This window comes from Halomonas binhaiensis, from assembly GCF_008329985.2.
Lineage (GTDB): Bacteria > Pseudomonadota > Gammaproteobacteria > Pseudomonadales > Halomonadaceae > Halomonas > Halomonas binhaiensis.
The window spans coordinates 436,113-453,191 of record NZ_CP038437.2 but is presented as its reverse complement, the minus strand read 5'-3'; the positions used below and the strand labels follow the sequence as shown (position 1 = coordinate 453,191).

Here is a 17,079-nt window from a genome sequence, read left to right as displayed (position 1 = left end):
ACCCTTTAGAATTCCAGGCCGCCTTCACGAGCGGCGTCGGCCAGGGCCTTCACACGACCGTGATACTTGAAGCCAGCGCGGTCGAAGGCCACCTGGGTGATGCCTGCTTCCTTAGCGCGTTCAGCAATCAGAGCACCCACCTTGGCGGCGGCGTCAGAATTACCGGTCGCACCCTCACGCAGGCTCTTGTCCAGCGTGGAAGCGCTGGCCAGGACCTTGCCACCATCCGGCGAGATAATCTGCGCATAGATGTGACGAGGGGTACGGTTCACGCACAGGCGAAACACGCCCAGCTCGCGGATCTTGGCGCGAGCGCGGCGGGCACGACGGAGACGAGATTCTTTCTTCGCGTTCATAACCCTGCCTTACTTCTTCTTGGCTTCTTTACGGCGGACATGCTCATCCGCATAACGTACACCCTTGCCCTTATAAGGCTCAGGCGGACGATGTGCGCGGATTTCCGCTGCGACCTGGCCGAGCTTCTGCTTGTCCGCGCTCTTCAGCACGATAGTGGTGTTCTTCGGAGTTTCCGCAGACACACCTTCAGGCAGTTCATAATCGACCGGGTGAGAAAAGCCCAGTGACAGATTGAGCGTCTGGCCTTTCGCTTGAGCGCGATAACCGACGCCGACGATTTCGAGGGTCTTGGTGAAGCCTTCAGATACACCTGTGACCAGGTTCTGGACCAGGGCACGAGTGGTACCGACCATCGCCCAGCTCTTGGCGGACTCGCTCGGGGTGAAGGTCAGCTGACCATCTTCCTGGCCGATGACCACATCACTGTGGACAGCCAGAGAAAGCGTGCCCTGACCGCCCTTGGCAGTCAGAGTGCCGTCATCGAGTTTGACCTCGACGCCGGCAGGCACTTTAACCGGATATTTGGCTACGCGGGACATTCCAAACTCCTAGAATACGGTGCAGAGGACTTCGCCGCCAACACCAGCCTGGCGAGCAGCGCGGTCAGTCATCACACCATTGGAGGTGGAGACGATCGCAACGCCCAGGCCATCGGCGACCTTCGGCAGCGCATCCTTGCCCTTGTAGTTACGCAGGGAAGGCTTGGAAACCCGCTGCAGGTGCTCGATAACCCCCTTGCCTTCAAAGTACTTGAGGCTGACGGTCAGTTCGGGCTTGGCTGATTCGCTTACAGCGAAGTCAGTGATGTAACCCTCTTCTTTCAGCACACGGGCCACTTCAATCTTGAGCTTGGAGGACGGCATGGTAACCGTCTCCTTGGTGGCCTGCTGTGCATTGCGGATACGGGTAAACATATCCGCCAGAGTGTCTTGCATGCTCATTTAACTTGCACTCCTGATGATTCTACGTGGCGTTACCAGCTGGACTTCTTGAGTCCGGGAACGTCGCCACGCATGGCGGCTTCACGCAGCTTGTTACGGCCGAGGCCGAACTTGTTGTAGTAGCCGTGCGGACGGCCAGTGACACGACAGCGGTTACGCTGACGTACCGGGCTGGAGTCACGCGGCAGCGACTGCAACTTGAGCTGCGCATCGAAGCGCTCTTCATCAGAAGCGTTCACGTCCTGGATGATCGCCTTGAGCGCAGCGCGCTTGGCAGCGAACTTTTCCACCAGCTTGGTACGCTTGAGCTCGCGCTCTACCATGCTTTTCTTTGCCATGATCCCACCCTTATTTCTTGAACGGGAAGTTCAGCGCGCTCAGCAGCGCACGACCTTCTTCATCGGTGTTGGCAGTAGTGGTGATGGTGACATCCAGACCACGAATCCGGTCGATCTTATCATATTCGATCTCCGGGAAGATGATCTGCTCACGCACCCCCATGGAATAGTTGCCACGACCGTCGAAGGACTTCGGGTTGAGACCACGGAAGTCACGAACGCGGGGGATCGCGATATTCACCAGGCGATCGAGGAAGTCCCACATACGCTCACTGCGCAGAGTGACCTTGACCCCAATCGGCCAGCCTTCACGCACCTTGAAGCCCGCGATGGACTTACGTGCCTTGGTCACCATCGGCTTCTGACCGGAGAGCTTCTCCATGTCACCGATGGCTGCGTCGATCAGCTTTTTGTCGCTGGTCGCTTCGCCGATACCCATGTTCAGGGTCACCTTGGTGATCCGGGGTACCTGCATAACGTTGGCGTAGCTGAACTGCTCTTTGAGTTGAGCCACCACCTCGTTTTGATAACGTTCTTTCAAGTTCGCCATTTTGCTATCCGACTCGCGTTAGGCGTCGATCTGCGCTTGCGTCGACTTGTAGATACGTACCTTGGTACCGTCTTCCTGGATCTGGAAGCCGACGCGATCCGCTTTGCCGGTCTCCTGATTGAAGATCGCCACGTTGGACGCGTGAATCGGTGCCTCGCGCTCGACGATACCGCCCTGATTGCCCGCCATCGGATTGGGCTTGGTGTGACGCTTGATCATGTTCACACCGGACACTACGAAGCGGTCGTCCTTGAGGACGCGCTTCACGGTGCCGCGCTTACCCTTATCCTTGCCGGCGATGACGATGACTTCATCATCACGTTTGATCTTTTGCATACTCGCCTCGCTCCTTACAGCACTTCAGGCGCCAAGGAAATGATCTTCATGAACTTCTCGTTACGAAGTTCACGGGTCACCGGCCCGAAGATACGGGTACCGATCGGCTGCTCGTTGGTGTTGTTCAACAAAACGGCCGCATTTCCATCGAAGCGAATCAGTGAACCGTCGGGACGACGAACACCACTCTTGGTGCGAACAACCACCGCCTTCAGCACCTGGCCTTTTTTGACCTTGCCGCGCGGGATGGCTTCTTTCACCGTGACCTTGATGACGTCGCCAACGCGAGCGTAACGGCGGTGAGAACCACCGAGCACCTTGATGCATTGCACCCGGCGCGCCCCGCTGTTGTCAGCAACATCCAGCATTGTCTGAGTCTGAATCATCGGTTTTCTCCAAACCTAATCTGACTGCACTGAATTGATAGACCGAGGGCCTATCAACCCTTGGCCTGCTCGACGACCTCGACCAGAGTCCAAGCCTTGTTCTTGGACAGCGGACGGCATTCCTGAATGGTTACCGTATCGCCAGCCTTAGCCTGGTTGGTCTCGTCGTGGGCGTGCAGCTTGGTGGAGCGCTTGACATATTTGCCGTAGATCGGGTGGCGCTCACGACGCTCGATCATGACAACGATGGACTTCTCCATCTTGTCACTCACCACCTTACCGGTGAGCTTACGGGCTTTTTTCTCTTCGGCCATCTCAGACACCTGCCTTTTCATTGAGCACAGTCTTCACGCGGGCGATATCCCGACGAACCTGCTTGAGCAGATGAGTCTGGCTCAGTTGGCCGGTAGCCTTCTGCATGCGCAGGTTGAACTGCTCGCGAAGGAGTTCGAGAAGCTGCTCCTGGAGCTGTTCTACTGACTTTTCACGAATTTCCTGGGCTTTCATCACATCACCGTCCGTTTCACAAAGGTGGTGGAGACCGGGAACTTCTGAGCGGCCAGGGCGAATGCTTCGCGAGCCAGCTCTTCAGAAACACCTTCAATCTCGTACAGGACCCGACCGGGCTGGATCTGAGCGACCCAATACTCGACGGAACCCTTACCTTTACCCATCCGGACTTCCAGAGGCTTCTTGGAAATCGGCTTGTCCGGGAAGACACGGATCCAGATCTTACCGCCACGCTTGACGTGACGAGTGATGGCACGACGGCCAGCTTCGATCTGACGGGCGGTGACACGACCACGGCCAGTGGCCTTGAGGCCGTACTCACCGAAGCTCACCTTGCTTCCGCGATGCGCCAGGCCACGGTTGCGGCCCTTTTGCATCTTGCGGAATTTCATACGCTTTGGTTGCAACATCGAATCGCTCTCCCCTTACCTGGAACCTTTCTTCTTGGAAGGCGCGGCTGCAGGCTGCTTGGCCTTGGCGCGAACTTCCTCGATGCCCCCGAGGATTTCACCCTTGAAGATCCAGACCTTGACACCGATGATGCCGTAGGTGGTCTTGGCTTCGAAGGTGGCGTAATCGATGTCCGCACGCAGGGTGTGCAACGGAACACGACCTTCGCGGTACCACTCGGTACGGGCGATTTCCGCACCACCGAGACGACCGGAGAGCTGTACCTTGATGCCGCCAGCACCCAGACGCATGGCGTTCTGGACAGCGCGCTTCATGGCACGGCGGAACATCACGCGGCGTTCGATCTGACCGGCGATGTTCTGAGCAACGAGCTGGGCATCCAGCTCAGGCTTGCGAACTTCCTCGATGTTGACGTGAACCGGCACGCCCATCATCTCGGTGACGTCGCGACGCAGACGATCGACATCTTCGCCTTTCTTACCAATCACGATACCCGGACGAGCAGTGTGAATGGTGATGCGTGCATTGTTCGCTGGACGCTCGATGGTGATTTTGCTTACGGAGGCGTTCTTCAAACGCTCTTCCAGAAAGCTACGCACCGCGAGGTCGTTGTTCAGCTTGTCGGCATAGGCGCCGCGCTCGGCGTACCAGACTGAGGTATGGTCTTTGACGATACCCAGTCGGATGCCTGTTGGATTGACTTTCTGACCCATCTGGTCGACTCCTACTTCTCGGCTACCTTGACGGTGATGTGGCAGGTGCGCTTCAGAATGCGATCCGCACGGCCCTTGGCACGAGGACGGATGCGCTTGAGCGTCATACCCTCATCGACACAGATGGTCGAGACGCGCAGCTCGTCAATGTCCATGCCGTTATTTTCTTCCGCATTCGCGATGGCGGACTGCAGCACCTTCTTGACCAGCTTGGCGGCCTTCTTCGGTGAGAAGGTCAGCAGGTCGAGCGCCTCGGCGACAGGCTTACCGCGCACCTGATCAGCCACCAAACGGGCCTTCTGTGCGGATAAAGCAGCGCCACGCAGCTTTGCTGTGACTTCCATCTCTAAATCCTCTCTGGCTTACCGTTTGGCTTTCTTGTCCGCCGCATGACCGCGATAGGTGCGGGTAGCAGCGAATTCGCCCAGCTTGTGGCCAACCATTTCCTCGGAGACATGCACCGGGACATGTTGGCGACCGTTATGGACTGCAATGGTGAGCCCGACCATGTTGGGCAGGATCATAGAACGACGAGACCAGGTCTTGATCGGTTTGCGATCGTTCTTTTCCGCTGCAGTCTCAACCTTTTTCAGCAGATGAAGGTCAATGAAAGGACCTTTCTTCAGTGAACGTGGCACAGCCGTTACCTCTTAATGTCTTGGCGTGGGATCTTAACCGCGAGCCTTACGGCGGCGGACGATCAGCTTATCGGTGCGCTTGTTCTTGCGGGTCTTGTGGCCCTTGGTGGGCATACCCCACGGGGACACCGGGTGACGACCACCACTGGTGCGGCCTTCGCCACCACCGTGCGGGTGATCCACCGGGTTCATCGCAACACCGCGAACGGTAGGACGCACACCTCTCCAGCGCTTTGCACCGGCCTTGCCAAGTTGACGCAGGCTGTGCTCGGAATTGCTCACTTCACCCAGGGTGGCACGACACTCGGCCAACACCTTGCGCATCTCGCCAGAGCGAAGACGCAGAGTGGCATAGTTACCTTCACGAGCCACCAGCTGAGCGCTGGTACCGGCGCTACGGGCCAGCTGAGCACCTTTACCCGGCTTCAGTTCGATGCAGTGAACTGTAGAACCAAGCGGGATGTTGCGCAGCGGCAGAGCGTTGCCCTTCTTGATCGGCGCGTTGACGCCAGATTCGAGACGATCACCCGCTTCAACACCCTTAGGGGCGATGATGTAGCGACGCTCGCCGTCGAGATACTTCACCAGCGCGATGTGTGCGCTGCGGTTCGGGTCATGCTCCAGGCGCTCGACGATGGCTGGAATGCCATCCTTGGTGCGCTTGAAGTCAACGATCCGATAATGATGACGGTGACCACCGCCCACATGACGGGTAGTGATACGACCGTTGTTGTTACGACCACCGGACTTGGACTGCTTCTCGAGCAGCGGCCCATAGGCGCGGCCCTTGTGCAGACCTTCACCAACGATCTTGACGACGTGGCGACGACCAGCGGAGGTCGGTTTAGTCTTGACGATTGCCATGATCCGTACTCCTGCCTTTACTCGGCGCCAGAGAAGTCTTCAAGCGTCTCGCCGGCGGCCAGTGTCACGTACGCCTTGCGATAACCCTTGCGCATACCAATACCGTGCGCAGTGCGCTTGGTCTTGCCCTTGACGTTCACGACCTGAACGCTGTTGACCTTCTTGCCGAACAACTGCTCGACAGCGACCTTGATCTCGGGCTTGGTTGCGTCGCTTGCCACCTTGAACACGTACTGATTACGCTCGGCAGCCATAGCGGCCTTCTCGGTCACGTGCGGACCAAGCAGAACCTTGAATACACGTTCCTGGTTCATGCCAGCTTCTCCTCGAATTTGCGCAGAGCAGAGACAGTAGCCAGGACCTTGTCAAAGGCGACCAGGCTAACCGGGTCGGCGGCAGCAACGTCCACTACATCCACGTTAGGGATATTGCGGGCGGCCAGGTACAGATTCTCGTCGACTTCTTCAGTGACGATCAGCACCTTCTCAAGGCTGAGTTCCTTGAGCTTGGCGACCAGCTGCTTGGTTTTCGGAGAGTCGACGGTGAAGCTTTCAACCGCAACGAGACGCTCCTGACGGACCAGCTCGGAAAGAATCGAGCGCATGGCCGCACGGTACATCTTGCGGTTGACCTTCTGGGAGTGGTCCTGCGGGCGAGCCGCGAAGGTCACACCACCGCTGCGCCAGATCGGCGAACGGATAGTACCGGCACGAGCACGGCCAGTACCCTTCTGGCGCCACGGCTTCTTGCCACCACCACGAACGTCGGAACGGGTCTTCTGTGCACGGCTACCCTGACGACCACCAGCCAGATAGGCAGTGACAACCTGGTGAACCAGTGCTTCGTTGAATTCTTTGCCAAAGGTAGCGTCGGACAGTTCAACAGTCCCGGCGCTTGCACCTGCAAGATTCAGATTCATTGGAAATTTCCCCTTCAGCCAGCTTTGACGGCGCTGCGCACGATGACATCACTGCCGGTAGCACCAGGAACGGCGCCTTTGATCAGCAGCAAGTTGCGCTCGGCATCGACACGGACGATTTCCAGGCTCTGAACGGTGCAACGCACGTTGCCCATCTGGCCGGCCATCTTCTTGCCCTTGAATACGCGACCCGGAGTCTGGCACATGCCGATGGAGCCCGGAGCACGGTGGGACAAGGAGTTACCGTGGCTGTTGTCCTGGGTACGGAAATTCCAGCGCTTAATAGCACCCTGGAAACCTTTACCCTTGGAAGTGCCGGTCACATCAACGCTTTGACCAGCTTCGAAGAGGGATACAGTGAGTTCGCCACCCACTTCCGGAGCGTCTTCACCTTCGTTCAGGCGAAACTCCATCAGGGAGCGACCAGCCTCGACACCTGCCTTTGCGAACTGGCCAGCTTGGGCCTTGGACAGATGCTTGGCTTTGCGGGAGCCAGTTGTAACCTGAACCGCTGCGTAGCCGTCAGTCTCAACAGACTTGACACACGTCACACGGTTAGGCTCAACCTCAATAACGGTTACGGGCACAGACGCGCCATCTTCGGTGAAGACACGGGTCATGCCGGCCTTCCTACCGACCAAACCGATAGTCATTCTCTATCTCCTATAGTGTACGGGGCTATCACCCGCTATGGCTGCCCTTTCCAGAGCATTCCACTAGCACATTGTATGGCGCCATCCCGGCGCGGCGGCTGCTGAAACTCACCTGATCAGATGAAAATCGCTGGGCCGCGAGTGTCTAGTGTAAAAAAATCAGTCGAGCTTGATTTGCACGTCAACGCCAGCGGCGAGATCGAGCTTCATCAGCGCATCAACAGTCTTCTCAGTCGGCTCGACAATATCGAGCACACGCTTGTGAGTACGAATCTCGTACTGATCACGGGCGTCCTTGTTCACGTGCGGAGAAATCAGCACGGTGTAGCGCTCGCGATTGGTCGGCAGAGGAATCGGACCACGAACCTGGGCGCCAGTACGCTTAGCGGTATCAACGATTTCCGCGGCGGACTGATCGATCAGGCGATGGTCGAAAGCCTTCAACCGAATGCGAATCTTCTGGTTCTGCATTTGCCCTAACTCCAATGGATCTTGACGGCGCGAGCCGTCAACCCACGCATTCAAAGGATGCGCATTATATGCGCACGGAAATTGAGAGTCAAACCCTCAATTCCGATGCGCAGAAAAGGGGGCTCCGTAAGGAGCCCCCTTATGTCGTTAAGCTGTCGCTTACTCGACGATCTTGGCCACGACGCCAGCGCCGACGGTACGGCCGCCTTCGCGGATAGCGAAGCGCAGACCTTCGTCCATGGCGATCGGAGCGATCAGGCTGACAACCATCTTGACGTTGTCGCCCGGCATGACCATCTCGACGCCTTCCGGCAGTTCACAAGTACCAGTGATGTCAGTGGTACGGAAGTAGAACTGCGGACGATAGCCCTTGAAGAACGGAGTGTGACGACCGCCTTCATCCTTGGACAGAACATACACTTCTGCTTCGAACTTGGTGTGCGGATTGATGGTACCCGGCTTGGCCAGAACCTGACCACGCTCGACATCCTCACGCTTGGTGCCACGCAGCAGCGCACCGACGTTCTCGCCAGCACGACCTTCGTCGAGCAGCTTGCGGAACATTTCGACACCGGTAACGGTAGTCTTGGTGGTGTCCTTGATACCGACGATCTCGACTTCTTCACCAGCCTTGACGATACCGCGCTCGATACGACCGGTCACAACGGTACCACGACCAGAGATGGAGAATACGTCTTCGATCGGCATCAGGAACGGCTGATCGATGGCACGCTCCGGCTCAGGGATGTAGTCATCCAGAGCCTTGATCAGGTTGGCAACAGCGGTAGTACCCATGCCGTTGTCATCCTTGCCTTCCAGAGCCATCAGAGCAGAACCAGTGATGATCGGAGTGTCATCGCCCGGGAAGTCGTACTCGTTGAGGAGGTCGCGAACTTCCATTTCGACCAGCTCGAGCAGCTCTTCGTCGTCGACCATGTCGGCCTTGTTCAGGAACACGACGATGTACGGAACGCCAACCTGGCGAGACAGCAGGATGTGCTCGCGAGTCTGCGGCATGGGGCCGTCAGCAGCGGAACAGACCAGGATAGCGCCGTCCATCTGGGCAGCACCGGTGATCATGTTCTTGACGTAGTCGGCGTGTCCGGGGCAGTCAACGTGCGCGTAATGACGGACTTCGGACTGATACTCGACGTGAGAGGTGGCGATGGTGATACCGCGCTCACGCTCTTCCGGCGCATTGTCGATCTGGTCGAACGCGCGCATTTCGCCGCCGAAAACCTCAGCAGACACACGAGTCAGGGCCGCAGTCAGGGTAGTCTTACCATGGTCGACGTGACCGATGGTGCCGACGTTGACGTGCGGTTTGGAACGTTCGAATTTTTCCTTAGCCACTGCTATGACCTCTTTACGTTAGCTAACGGTTAACCGTTCTGATTGATGACGGCTTCAACGACGCTTGAGGGAGCCTCGTCGTACTTCGCGAACTCCATGGAGTAGCTCGCACGGCCCTGGGTCTGAGAGCGCAGATCGGTCGCATAACCGAACATCTCACCCAGCGGCACCACTGCGCGGATGACCTTGCCTGAAGAGGAGTCATCCATACCCTGCACCAGACCGCGACGACGGTTCAGGTCACCCATGACGTCACCCATGAAGTCTTCAGGGGTCACGACCTCGACCTGCATCATCGGCTCCAGCAGGACAGCCTTGGCCTTCTTGGCGCCTTCCTTGATGGCCATGGAAGAGGCCACCTTGAACGCAGTCTCGTTAGAGTCCACGTCATGGTAGGAACCATCGTACAGAGTGACCTTGACGTCGATCATCGGGTAACCCGCGATGACACCATTCTGCAGCTGTTCGAAGGCCCCTTTCTCGACCGCCGGCACGTACTCCTTGGGAACCGCACCGCCGACGATTTCAGAAGCGAACTTGAAGTGCATTTCTTCGTCGCCTTCCTTGTCCGCCTCGGTGAGCGGCTCAATGCGCAGCCAGACGTGACCGAACTGACCACGACCACCGGACTGACGAACGAACTTGCCTTCCTGCTCGACGCTGCCACGAATAGTTTCGCGGTAGGCGACCTGAGGCTTACCGATGTTGGCTTCTACCTTGAACTCGCGACGCATACGGTCAACGATGATATCCAGGTGCAGCTCACCCATACCGGAGATGATGGTCTGACCAGTCTCTTCGTCAGTCTTGACGCGGAAGGACGGGTCTTCCTGAGCCAGCTTGCCCAGAGCAATACCCATCTTTTCCTGGTCTGCCTTGGACTTAGGCTCCACGGCCACGGAAATTACCGGCTCCGGGAATTCCATGCGCTCGAGAACGATCTTCTCGTTCAGGTCGCACAAAGTATCACCAGTGGTGACGTCCTTCAGACCGATACAGGCAGCGATATCGCCAGCCAGAACTTCCTTGATCTCTTCGCGAGAGTTGGCATGCATCTGCACGATACGACCCACGCGCTCTTTCTTCTGCTTGACAGAGTTATAGACACTATCACCAGAATTCAGCACACCTGAGTATACGCGGATAAAGGTCAGCGTTCCGACAAAGGGGTCAGTCGCGATCTTGAATGCCAGGGCAGCAAAAGGTGCGCTGTCATCGGCTTCACGGGTCGCGACAGTGCCATCCTTGTCATCCAGCTCACCCTCGATGGCCTTGACCTCGGTCGGCGACGGCATGTACTCGATGACGCCGTCCAGCACCGCCTGAACACCCTTGTTCTTGAATGCAGAACCACAGGTGACCAGCACGATCTCATTGTCGAGAGTACGACGACGCAGACCTGCCTTGATCTCATCGATGGACAGTTCTCCCTCTTCGAGGTACTTCTCCATCAACTCTTCAGAGGCTTCGGCCGCAGCCTCGACCATCTCTTCACGATACTTCTCAGCGGTTTCCTGGAGTTCAGCAGGAATATCAACCAGGTCGTAGTTCATCCCGAAGTTGTCTTCATCCCACAGGATGGCTTTCATCTGGATGAGGTCGATAACGCCCTTGAACTCGTCCTCAGCGCCCCAGTTGATCTGGATCGGGACTGCATTGGCACCCAAGCGGTCCTTGAGCTGCTCCAGCACCATAAAGAAGTCAGCACCGGTGCGGTCCATCTTGTTGACGAACACCATGCGCGGAACTTCGTACTTGTTGGCCTGACGCCAGACTGTTTCGGTCTGCGGCTGAACGCCGGAAGAACCACACAGCACGACAACAGCACCATCAAGAACACGCAGGGAACGCTCCACTTCGATGGTGAAGTCAACGTGCCCAGGAGTATCGATGATATTGATGCGGTGCTCATCGAACTGCTTGTTCATACCCTGCCAGAAGCAGGTAGTCGCCGCAGAAGTGATCGTGATGCCACGCTCCTGCTCCTGCTCCATCCAGTCCATTGTGGCAGCGCCTTCATGGACCTCACCAACCTTGTGAGACAGGCCGGTATAGAACAGGACACGCTCGGTAGTAGTCGTCTTACCGGCGTCGACGTGGGCAACGATACCGATATTGCGGTAGCGATTAAGCGGAGTCTTGCGAGCCACGATGTAACTCCCGTTGGTTGGCGATGCGAATTAGAAGCGGTAGTGAGAGAAGGCCTTGTTGGCTTCTGCCATGCGATGCACGTCTTCACGCTTCTTGACAGCCGAACCCTTGCCTTCAGCGGCATCCAGCATTTCACCTGCCAGACGCTGCTCCATGGTCTTCTCGCCACGACGACGAGCGGCGTCTACCAACCAGCGCATGGCCAGCGCCTGACGGCGAGACGGACGAACTTCAACCGGAACCTGATAAGTCGCACCACCAACGCGGCGTGACTTGACCTCGACCATCGGCTGGATAGTTTCCAGCGCCTTGTCGAAGATCTCCAGCGGCTCTTCATTGGAACGCTCGGCAACCCTGTCCAGCGCACCATAGACGATGCGCTCAGCTACGGACTTCTTGCCGCTGATCATCAGGTGGTTCATGAACTTCGCCAGGCGCTCACTTCCGAACTTGGGATCCGGCAGGATCTCGCGCTTGGCCGCAACTCTTCTTCTAGGCATGATAAGCCCTCTATCGAAGGGTCCTTCAGGTAAACTCGAGACTCACTTTACGTAGCTCGACCTTACTCTTATCAGACCGAATCAAAACTGAATGTAATACGCCAGAAGAGCCTTAAGCCTTCGGACGCTTGGTACCGTACTTGGAACGGCCTTGCTTACGGTTCTGGACACCAGAGGTATCAAGAGCACCGCGAACGGTGTGATAACGCACACCCGGAAGGTCTTTTACGCGACCGCCGCGGATCAGGACCACAGAGTGCTCCTGCAGGTTGTGACCTTCACCACCGATGTAGGAAGACACTTCGTAGCCGTTGGTCAGACGTACACGACAGACCTTACGCAGAGCGGAGTTCGGCTTCTTCGGGGTAGTGGTGTACACGCGGGTACAAACGCCGCGCTTCTGCGGGCAAGCCTGCAGCGCAGGCACGTCAGTCTTCTTGACCTGACGCTTGCGCGGCTTGCGCACGAGCTGGTTGACTGTTGCCATTTAAGACTCCAATTGGGTTACCTTGGCGGAAGCGCTGAAACAAGCACTTGACGGCCTGTTCGGTAGCTGTTCGCTTCCTGTATTGCGTTCCTTTAGCAGTATCGCAGGCGCACCCGCCCTACTGTTAAAGGCTGCGCATTCTAATGCTGACACCTGGCGTCGTCAAGCCCGGTGCGCATGCGCACCGGGCTTGCACCAGGGTCAGAGTTCGTCGTCATCCGAGTCAAGTGCGGTAAGCTGGGCTCCCAGCTCCTGCTCGACGTCGTAGGCTGACGGAGCGAACGACCGCTCTGCATCTTCACGCTTACGGCGACGCTCTTCGTGATGGGTCAGACCGGTACCAGCCGGAATCAGACGCCCCACAACCACGTTTTCTTTCAGGCCACGCAGGTAATCGCGCTTGCCGGTCACCGCAGCTTCGGTCAGTACGCGGGTCGTTTCCTGGAAGGAAGCCGCAGAAATGAACGACTCGGTTGCCAGGCTGGCCTTGGTGATACCCAGCAGCAGACGCTGATACTTGGCCGGGAATTTATCCTGAGCCTGAAGCGCTGCGTTCTGCTCAAGAACACGCACCAACTCGACCTGATCACCTGGGATAAAGTCGGAATCACCTGCGTCGGAGATCTCGACCTTACGCAGCATCTGGCGCACGATCACTTCGATGTGCTTGTCGTTGATGCCTACGCCCTGCAGGCGATAGACGTCCTGAACCTCGGCGACGATGTACTTGGCCAGCTCAGCGATACCCAACAGGCGCAGAATATCGTGCGGGTTACTCGGACCATCCGAGATCACCTCACCCTTCTCCACCGACTCACCTTCGAACACCGCGATCTGACGCCACTTCGGAATCAGCATCTCGAAGGGATCGCCCTCGCTCGGAGTGATGGTCAAACGACGCTTGCCCTTGGTTTCCTTGCCAAAGCTGATCACACCGCTGATTTCAGCAAGGACAGCCGGCTCCTTCGGCTTACGCGCTTCAAACAGGTCAGCAACCCGCGGCAGACCACCGGTGATGTCCTTGTTACCGGACGCCTCCACCGGGATACGGGCAACGACTTCACCAACACCGATGTGCGCGCCATTCTCGGCAGTGACAATCGCCTTGCCCGGCAGAAGGTACTGCACCGGGGTGTCTGAACCAGACACGGTCACCGGCTTGCCTGCGGCATCGTTGAGCAAGATCATCGGACGCTTGTCGCGACCGGCCATCGGGCGTGCTGCAGATTCGATGATCTCGATAGACGACAGACCTGTCATCTCATCTACGCTGCGGTGAATGGTCAGGCCTTCGTCCATGTCCGCAAACTGCACGGTACCTTCGGCCTCGGCTACGATCGGATGAGTGTGCGGATCCCACTTGGCCACGGACTGGCCGGCAGCGACGTCATCACCATCACGCACGGACAGCTCGGCACCATAAGGCAGCTTGTAGTACTCGCGCTCACGACCATGCTCATCGGCTACCGCCAAGGCACTGGAGCGGGACACTACCACCAGCTTGCCATCACCGCGCTCTACGAACTTGATATTGTGCAGGCGCACCTTGCCGCCATGCTTGACCTGAACACTATCCACGGCAGAAGCACGAGATGCCGCACCACCGATGTGGAAGGTACGCATGGTCAGCTGGGTACCCGGCTCACCGATGGACTGGGCCGCAATGACACCGGCCGCCTCACCGATGTTGACCTGATGACCACGGGCCAGATCACGGCCATAGCACGAGGAACACACGCCGTGAGTGGTTTCACAGGTGATGGTGCTGCGCACCACGATCTCGTCGACGCCCATGGTGTCGAGCTGTTCACACCAGGCTTCATCGAGCAGCGTACCACGCGGGATCAGCACTTCCTCGGTAGCCGGATCGATCACGTCCTGAGCCACCACACGACCAAGCACGCGCTGGGCCAGGGAAACGATGATATCGCCCCCCTCGATGACCGGATGCAGGGTCAACCCTCTCTCGGTACCACAGTCATTCTCGGTGATGACCATGTCTTGAGCTACGTCGACCAGACGACGGGTCAGGTAACCGGAGTTGGCCGTCTTCAGAGCGGTATCCGCCAGACCCTTACGAGCACCGTGGGTCGAGATGAAGTACTGGAGTACGTTCAGACCTTCACGGAAGTTGGCAACGATCGGCGTCTCGATGATCGAGCCATCCGGCTTGGCCATCAGACCACGCATACCGGCAAGCTGACGGATCTGGGCAGCACTACCACGAGCACCGGAGTCAGCCATGATGAACACGCTGTTGAACGAGTCCTGTTCGACTTCGTTGCCATCGCGATCAATGACGCTTTCCTTGGAAATACCCGCCATCATCGCCTTGGCGACCTGGTCATTGGCACGCGCCCAGATATCGATGACCTTGTTGTACTTCTCACCCGCGGTCACCAGACCGGAGGAGAACTGGTCCTCGATTTCCTTGACCTCTTCTTCCGCCGCCTCGACGATCTCGGCCTTGGCTTCAGGAATAACGAAATCGTTAACGCCGATGGAAGCGCCAGACCAAGTGGCCAGACGGAAGCCGGTGTACATCAGTTGGTCAGCAAAGATAACCGCAGACTTCAGCCCTGAGCGACGATACACCTCGTTGATCAGCTTGGAGATAGCCTTCTTCTTCATGGCCTGATCGACCAGTTCGAAAGGCACTCCTTCAGGCAGGATGCGGAACAGCAGCGCACGACCGACAGTGGTCTCGCGCAGACGGCGATGCTCGCTGCGCTCACCGGTCTCCTCGTCGACATCGACTTCCGCAAGACGCACTTTCACCTTTGCGTGCAAGGAGACGTTCTGGGTGCCAAAGGCACGCTCGACCTCATTCAGGTCGGAGAACACCATGCCCTCACCCTTGGCGTTGATACGCTCACGGGTCATGTAGTACAAACCGAGGACAACGTCCTGGGACGGTACGATGATCGGCTCGCCGTTGGCTGGAGACAGCACATTGTTGGTGGCCATCATCAGGGCACGAGCTTCAAGCTGGGCTTCCAGAGTCAACGGTACGTGTACCGCCATCTGGTCACCGTCGAAGTCAGCGTTGTAGGCGGCACAGACCAGCGGATGCAGCTGGATAGCCTTGCCTTCGATCAACAGCGGCTCGAACGCCTGGATGCCCAAACGGTGCAGAGTCGGTGCACGGTTGAGCAGTACCGGATGTTCTCGAATCACATCAGCGAGGATGTCCCATACTTCAGGCAGCTCGCGCTCGACCATCTTCTTGGCAGCTTTGATGGTCGAGGCCTGACCACTGGCCTGAAGCTTGGCGTAGATGAATGGCTTGAACAGCTCAAGCGCCATCTTCTTGGGCAGACCACACTGGTGCAGACGCAGGGTCGGCCCCACCGTGATGACGGAACGACCGGAATAGTCGACACGCTTGCCCAGCAGGTTCTGGCGGAAGCGACCCTGCTTACCTTTGATCATGTCGGCCAAGGACTTCAGCGGACGCTTGTTGGAACCAGTGATGGCACGACCACGACGACCATTGTCGAGCAGTGCATCCACGGATTCCTGCAGCATACGCTTCTCGTTGCGCACGATGATATCCGGCGCATTGAGGTCCAGCAGACGCTTGAGGCGGTTGTTGCGGTTGATCACACGACGGTACAGATCGTTGAGATCCGAAGTCGCGAAGCGGCCGCCATCCAGCGGCACCAACGGACGCAGGTCCGGCGGCAGCACAGGCAACACTTCCATCACCATCCAGGCCGGATCATTACCGGAACCATAGAAGGCTTCGAGCAGCTTGAGACGCTTGGACAGCTTCTTGATCTTGGTTTCAGAGTTGGTCTGCGGAATCTCTTCGCGCAGGCGCTCGATCTCTTCTTCCAGATCAATGTCCTTGAGCATTGCCTGAACGGCTTCGGCACCCATGCGAGCATCGAAATCGTCACCGAACTCTTCGAGAGCTTCGAAATACTGTTCATCGTTGAGCAACTGGCCACGCTCAAGTGTGGTCATGCCCGGGTCGATGACCAGGAAGCTTTCGAAGTACAGAACCCGCTCAATGTCACGCAGGGTCATATCCATCAGCATGCCGATACGAGACGGCAGAGACTTCAGGAACCAGATATGCGCGACAGGGCTGGCCAGCTCGATATGGCCCATGCGCTCACGGCGCACGGCAGCCTTGGTGACTTCAACACCACACTTTTCACAGATGATGCCACGGTGCTTCATGCGCTTGTACTTGCCGCACAGACACTCGTAGTCCTTGACTGGGCCAAAGATCTTGGCACAGAACAGACCGTCGCGCTCAGGCTTGAAGGTCCGGTAGTTGATGGTCTCGGGCTTCTTGACCTCACCGAATGACCATGAACGGATCATGTCAGGCGAGGCAAGCGAGATCTTGATCGCATCGAACTCATCAGTCTGAGACTGTGATTTGAGGACTTTCACCAAATCTTTCATTGGGTCGGCTCCGTTGCGGAGTTGTCATGGGCGGGGGCCGAAGCCCCCGCGGACCGTCATTCTTTGAAGCGCCTTGAGCGGC

At 57.6% G+C, this 17,079-nt stretch carries 23 protein-coding genes; all 23 read right to left on the bottom strand.

What is annotated here, in order from left to right; genetic code table 11:
• Nucleotides 1-5: 5 nt before the first annotated feature.
• Complete coding sequence (rplR, locus tag E4T21_RS01970; RefSeq protein ID WP_149283033.1) at nucleotides 6-356, bottom strand: 50S ribosomal protein L18; 351 nt, start codon at nucleotides 354-356, stop codon at nucleotides 6-8.
• 9 nt (nucleotides 357-365) lie between these two features.
• The gene (gene rplF, locus E4T21_RS01965; RefSeq protein ID WP_149283031.1) at nucleotides 366-896 is read right to left on the bottom strand and encodes a 50S ribosomal protein L6; all 531 of its coding nucleotides are present in this window, start codon (nucleotides 894-896) and stop codon (nucleotides 366-368) included.
• Nucleotides 897-905: 9 nt separating this feature from the next.
• A complete protein-coding gene (gene rpsH, locus E4T21_RS01960; protein ID WP_149283029.1) occupies nucleotides 906-1,298 on the bottom strand; it encodes a 30S ribosomal protein S8 in 393 nt (130 codons plus the stop codon).
• 32 nt (nucleotides 1,299-1,330) lie between these two features.
• Complete coding sequence (gene rpsN, locus E4T21_RS01955; RefSeq protein WP_149283027.1) at nucleotides 1,331-1,636, bottom strand: 30S ribosomal protein S14; 306 nt, start codon at nucleotides 1,634-1,636, stop codon at nucleotides 1,331-1,333.
• A gap of 10 nt (nucleotides 1,637-1,646) precedes the next feature.
• Nucleotides 1,647-2,186 carry a 50S ribosomal protein L5 gene (rplE, locus tag E4T21_RS01950; protein WP_149283025.1) on the bottom strand — a complete coding sequence of 180 codons (540 nt, stop codon included), beginning with the start codon at nucleotides 2,184-2,186 and terminating at the stop codon, nucleotides 1,647-1,649.
• A gap of 18 nt (nucleotides 2,187-2,204) precedes the next feature.
• Complete coding sequence (rplX, locus tag E4T21_RS01945) at nucleotides 2,205-2,522, bottom strand: 50S ribosomal protein L24 (protein WP_149283023.1); 318 nt, start codon at nucleotides 2,520-2,522, stop codon at nucleotides 2,205-2,207.
• 14 nt (nucleotides 2,523-2,536) lie between these two features.
• The gene (gene rplN, locus E4T21_RS01940) at nucleotides 2,537-2,908 is read right to left on the bottom strand and encodes a 50S ribosomal protein L14 (RefSeq protein ID WP_149283021.1); all 372 of its coding nucleotides are present in this window, start codon (nucleotides 2,906-2,908) and stop codon (nucleotides 2,537-2,539) included.
• A 53-nt stretch (nucleotides 2,909-2,961) separates the two neighbouring features.
• Entirely contained in the window at nucleotides 2,962-3,222 is a 261-nt protein-coding gene (gene rpsQ / locus E4T21_RS01935) for a 30S ribosomal protein S17 (RefSeq protein WP_149283019.1), read from the bottom strand.
• Between the two features lies 1 nt (nucleotide 3,223).
• On the bottom strand, nucleotides 3,224-3,415 hold the full coding sequence (rpmC, locus tag E4T21_RS01930) for a 50S ribosomal protein L29 (RefSeq protein ID WP_021819611.1): 192 nt from the start codon (nucleotides 3,413-3,415) through the stop codon (nucleotides 3,224-3,226).
• Complete coding sequence (gene rplP, locus E4T21_RS01925; RefSeq protein ID WP_021819610.1) at nucleotides 3,415-3,828, bottom strand: 50S ribosomal protein L16; 414 nt, start codon at nucleotides 3,826-3,828, stop codon at nucleotides 3,415-3,417. The genes rpmC and rplP overlap by 1 nt, the downstream gene beginning before the upstream one ends.
• Nucleotides 3,829-3,843: 15 nt before the next feature.
• The gene (gene rpsC / locus E4T21_RS01920) at nucleotides 3,844-4,542 is read right to left on the bottom strand and encodes a 30S ribosomal protein S3 (protein WP_149283016.1); all 699 of its coding nucleotides are present in this window, start codon (nucleotides 4,540-4,542) and stop codon (nucleotides 3,844-3,846) included.
• 11 nt (nucleotides 4,543-4,553) lie between these two features.
• Nucleotides 4,554-4,886 (bottom strand): 50S ribosomal protein L22, encoded by a 333-nt coding sequence (gene rplV, locus E4T21_RS01915; protein WP_021819608.1) that lies wholly within the window; start codon nucleotides 4,884-4,886, stop codon nucleotides 4,554-4,556.
• A gap of 18 nt (nucleotides 4,887-4,904) precedes the next feature.
• Nucleotides 4,905-5,180: a 30S ribosomal protein S19 gene (rpsS, locus tag E4T21_RS01910; RefSeq protein WP_021819607.1), complete on the bottom strand. Its 276-nt coding sequence runs from the start codon at nucleotides 5,178-5,180 to the stop codon at nucleotides 4,905-4,907.
• Nucleotides 5,181-5,213: 33 nt separating this feature from the next.
• A complete protein-coding gene (gene rplB / locus E4T21_RS01905; RefSeq protein ID WP_149283014.1) occupies nucleotides 5,214-6,044 on the bottom strand; it encodes a 50S ribosomal protein L2 in 831 nt (276 codons plus the stop codon).
• A 17-nt stretch (nucleotides 6,045-6,061) separates the two neighbouring features.
• Nucleotides 6,062-6,358, bottom strand: coding sequence for a 50S ribosomal protein L23 (gene rplW / locus E4T21_RS01900; protein ID WP_149283012.1), 297 nt, complete (start codon nucleotides 6,356-6,358; stop codon nucleotides 6,062-6,064).
• A complete protein-coding gene (rplD, locus tag E4T21_RS01895) occupies nucleotides 6,355-6,963 on the bottom strand; it encodes a 50S ribosomal protein L4 (protein ID WP_149283010.1) in 609 nt (202 codons plus the stop codon). Before rplD ends, rplW begins: the two co-directional genes overlap by 4 nt.
• 14 nt (nucleotides 6,964-6,977) lie before the next feature.
• Nucleotides 6,978-7,616: a 50S ribosomal protein L3 gene (gene rplC, locus E4T21_RS01890; protein ID WP_149283008.1), complete on the bottom strand. Its 639-nt coding sequence runs from the start codon at nucleotides 7,614-7,616 to the stop codon at nucleotides 6,978-6,980.
• 159 nt (nucleotides 7,617-7,775) lie between these two features.
• On the bottom strand, nucleotides 7,776-8,087 hold the full coding sequence (gene rpsJ, locus E4T21_RS01885) for a 30S ribosomal protein S10 (RefSeq protein WP_010626466.1): 312 nt from the start codon (nucleotides 8,085-8,087) through the stop codon (nucleotides 7,776-7,778).
• A gap of 159 nt (nucleotides 8,088-8,246) precedes the next feature.
• Nucleotides 8,247-9,440, bottom strand: coding sequence for an elongation factor Tu (tuf, locus tag E4T21_RS01880; protein ID WP_149283006.1), 1,194 nt, complete (start codon nucleotides 9,438-9,440; stop codon nucleotides 8,247-8,249).
• 29 nt (nucleotides 9,441-9,469) lie between these two features.
• On the bottom strand, nucleotides 9,470-11,590 hold the full coding sequence (gene fusA, locus E4T21_RS01875; protein ID WP_149283004.1) for an elongation factor G: 2,121 nt from the start codon (nucleotides 11,588-11,590) through the stop codon (nucleotides 9,470-9,472).
• 30 nt (nucleotides 11,591-11,620) lie between these two features.
• Complete coding sequence (gene rpsG, locus E4T21_RS01870) at nucleotides 11,621-12,091, bottom strand: 30S ribosomal protein S7 (protein WP_021819599.1); 471 nt, start codon at nucleotides 12,089-12,091, stop codon at nucleotides 11,621-11,623.
• A 112-nt stretch (nucleotides 12,092-12,203) separates the two neighbouring features.
• Complete coding sequence (gene rpsL / locus E4T21_RS01865; RefSeq protein ID WP_149283002.1) at nucleotides 12,204-12,578, bottom strand: 30S ribosomal protein S12; 375 nt, start codon at nucleotides 12,576-12,578, stop codon at nucleotides 12,204-12,206.
• 201 nt (nucleotides 12,579-12,779) lie between these two features.
• Nucleotides 12,780-16,997, bottom strand: a complete 4,218-nt coding sequence (rpoC, locus tag E4T21_RS01860) for a DNA-directed RNA polymerase subunit beta' (protein ID WP_149282999.1) — start codon at nucleotides 16,995-16,997, stop codon at nucleotides 12,780-12,782.
• Nucleotides 16,998-17,079 lie beyond the last annotated feature (82 nt).

Coding starts and splice junctions, on each gene's coding strand:
- rplV (WP_021819608.1), bottom strand. CDS start 4,886: ATGGAAGTCACAGCAAAGCTGCGTGGCGCTGCTTTATCCGCACAGAAG.
- rpsQ (WP_149283019.1), bottom strand. CDS start 3,222: ATGGCCGAAGAGAAAAAAGCCCGTAAGCTCACCGGTAAGGTGGTGAGT.
- rplC (WP_149283008.1), bottom strand. CDS start 7,616: ATGACTATCGGTTTGGTCGGTAGGAAGGCCGGCATGACCCGTGTCTTC.
- rpsC (WP_149283016.1), bottom strand. CDS start 4,542: ATGGGTCAGAAAGTCAATCCAACAGGCATCCGACTGGGTATCGTCAAA.
- rpsG (WP_021819599.1), bottom strand. CDS start 12,091: ATGCCTAGAAGAAGAGTTGCGGCCAAGCGCGAGATCCTGCCGGATCCC.
- rplE (WP_149283025.1), bottom strand. CDS start 2,186: ATGGCGAACTTGAAAGAACGTTATCAAAACGAGGTGGTGGCTCAACTC.
- rpsJ (WP_010626466.1), bottom strand. CDS start 8,087: ATGCAGAACCAGAAGATTCGCATTCGGTTGAAGGCTTTCGACCATCGC.
- rpsL (WP_149283002.1), bottom strand. CDS start 12,578: ATGGCAACAGTCAACCAGCTCGTGCGCAAGCCGCGCAAGCGTCAGGTC.
- rplP (WP_021819610.1), bottom strand. CDS start 3,828: ATGTTGCAACCAAAGCGTATGAAATTCCGCAAGATGCAAAAGGGCCGC.
- rpmC (WP_021819611.1), bottom strand. CDS start 3,415: ATGAAAGCCCAGGAAATTCGTGAAAAGTCAGTAGAACAGCTCCAGGAG.
- rplN (WP_149283021.1), bottom strand. CDS start 2,908: ATGATTCAGACTCAGACAATGCTGGATGTTGCTGACAACAGCGGGGCG.
- rplB (WP_149283014.1), bottom strand. CDS start 6,044: ATGGCAATCGTCAAGACTAAACCGACCTCCGCTGGTCGTCGCCACGTC.
- rplW (WP_149283012.1), bottom strand. CDS start 6,358: ATGAACCAGGAACGTGTATTCAAGGTTCTGCTTGGTCCGCACGTGACC.
- rpsH (WP_149283029.1), bottom strand. CDS start 1,298: ATGAGCATGCAAGACACTCTGGCGGATATGTTTACCCGTATCCGCAAT.
- rplX (WP_149283023.1), bottom strand. CDS start 2,522: ATGCAAAAGATCAAACGTGATGATGAAGTCATCGTCATCGCCGGCAAG.
- rplF (WP_149283031.1), bottom strand. CDS start 896: ATGTCCCGCGTAGCCAAATATCCGGTTAAAGTGCCTGCCGGCGTCGAG.
- rpsN (WP_149283027.1), bottom strand. CDS start 1,636: ATGGCAAAGAAAAGCATGGTAGAGCGCGAGCTCAAGCGTACCAAGCTG.
- rplR (WP_149283033.1), bottom strand. CDS start 356: ATGAACGCGAAGAAAGAATCTCGTCTCCGTCGTGCCCGCCGCGCTCGC.
- rpoC (WP_149282999.1), bottom strand. CDS start 16,997: ATGAAAGATTTGGTGAAAGTCCTCAAATCACAGTCTCAGACTGATGAG.
- rplD (WP_149283010.1), bottom strand. CDS start 6,963: ATGAATCTGAATCTTGCAGGTGCAAGCGCCGGGACTGTTGAACTGTCC.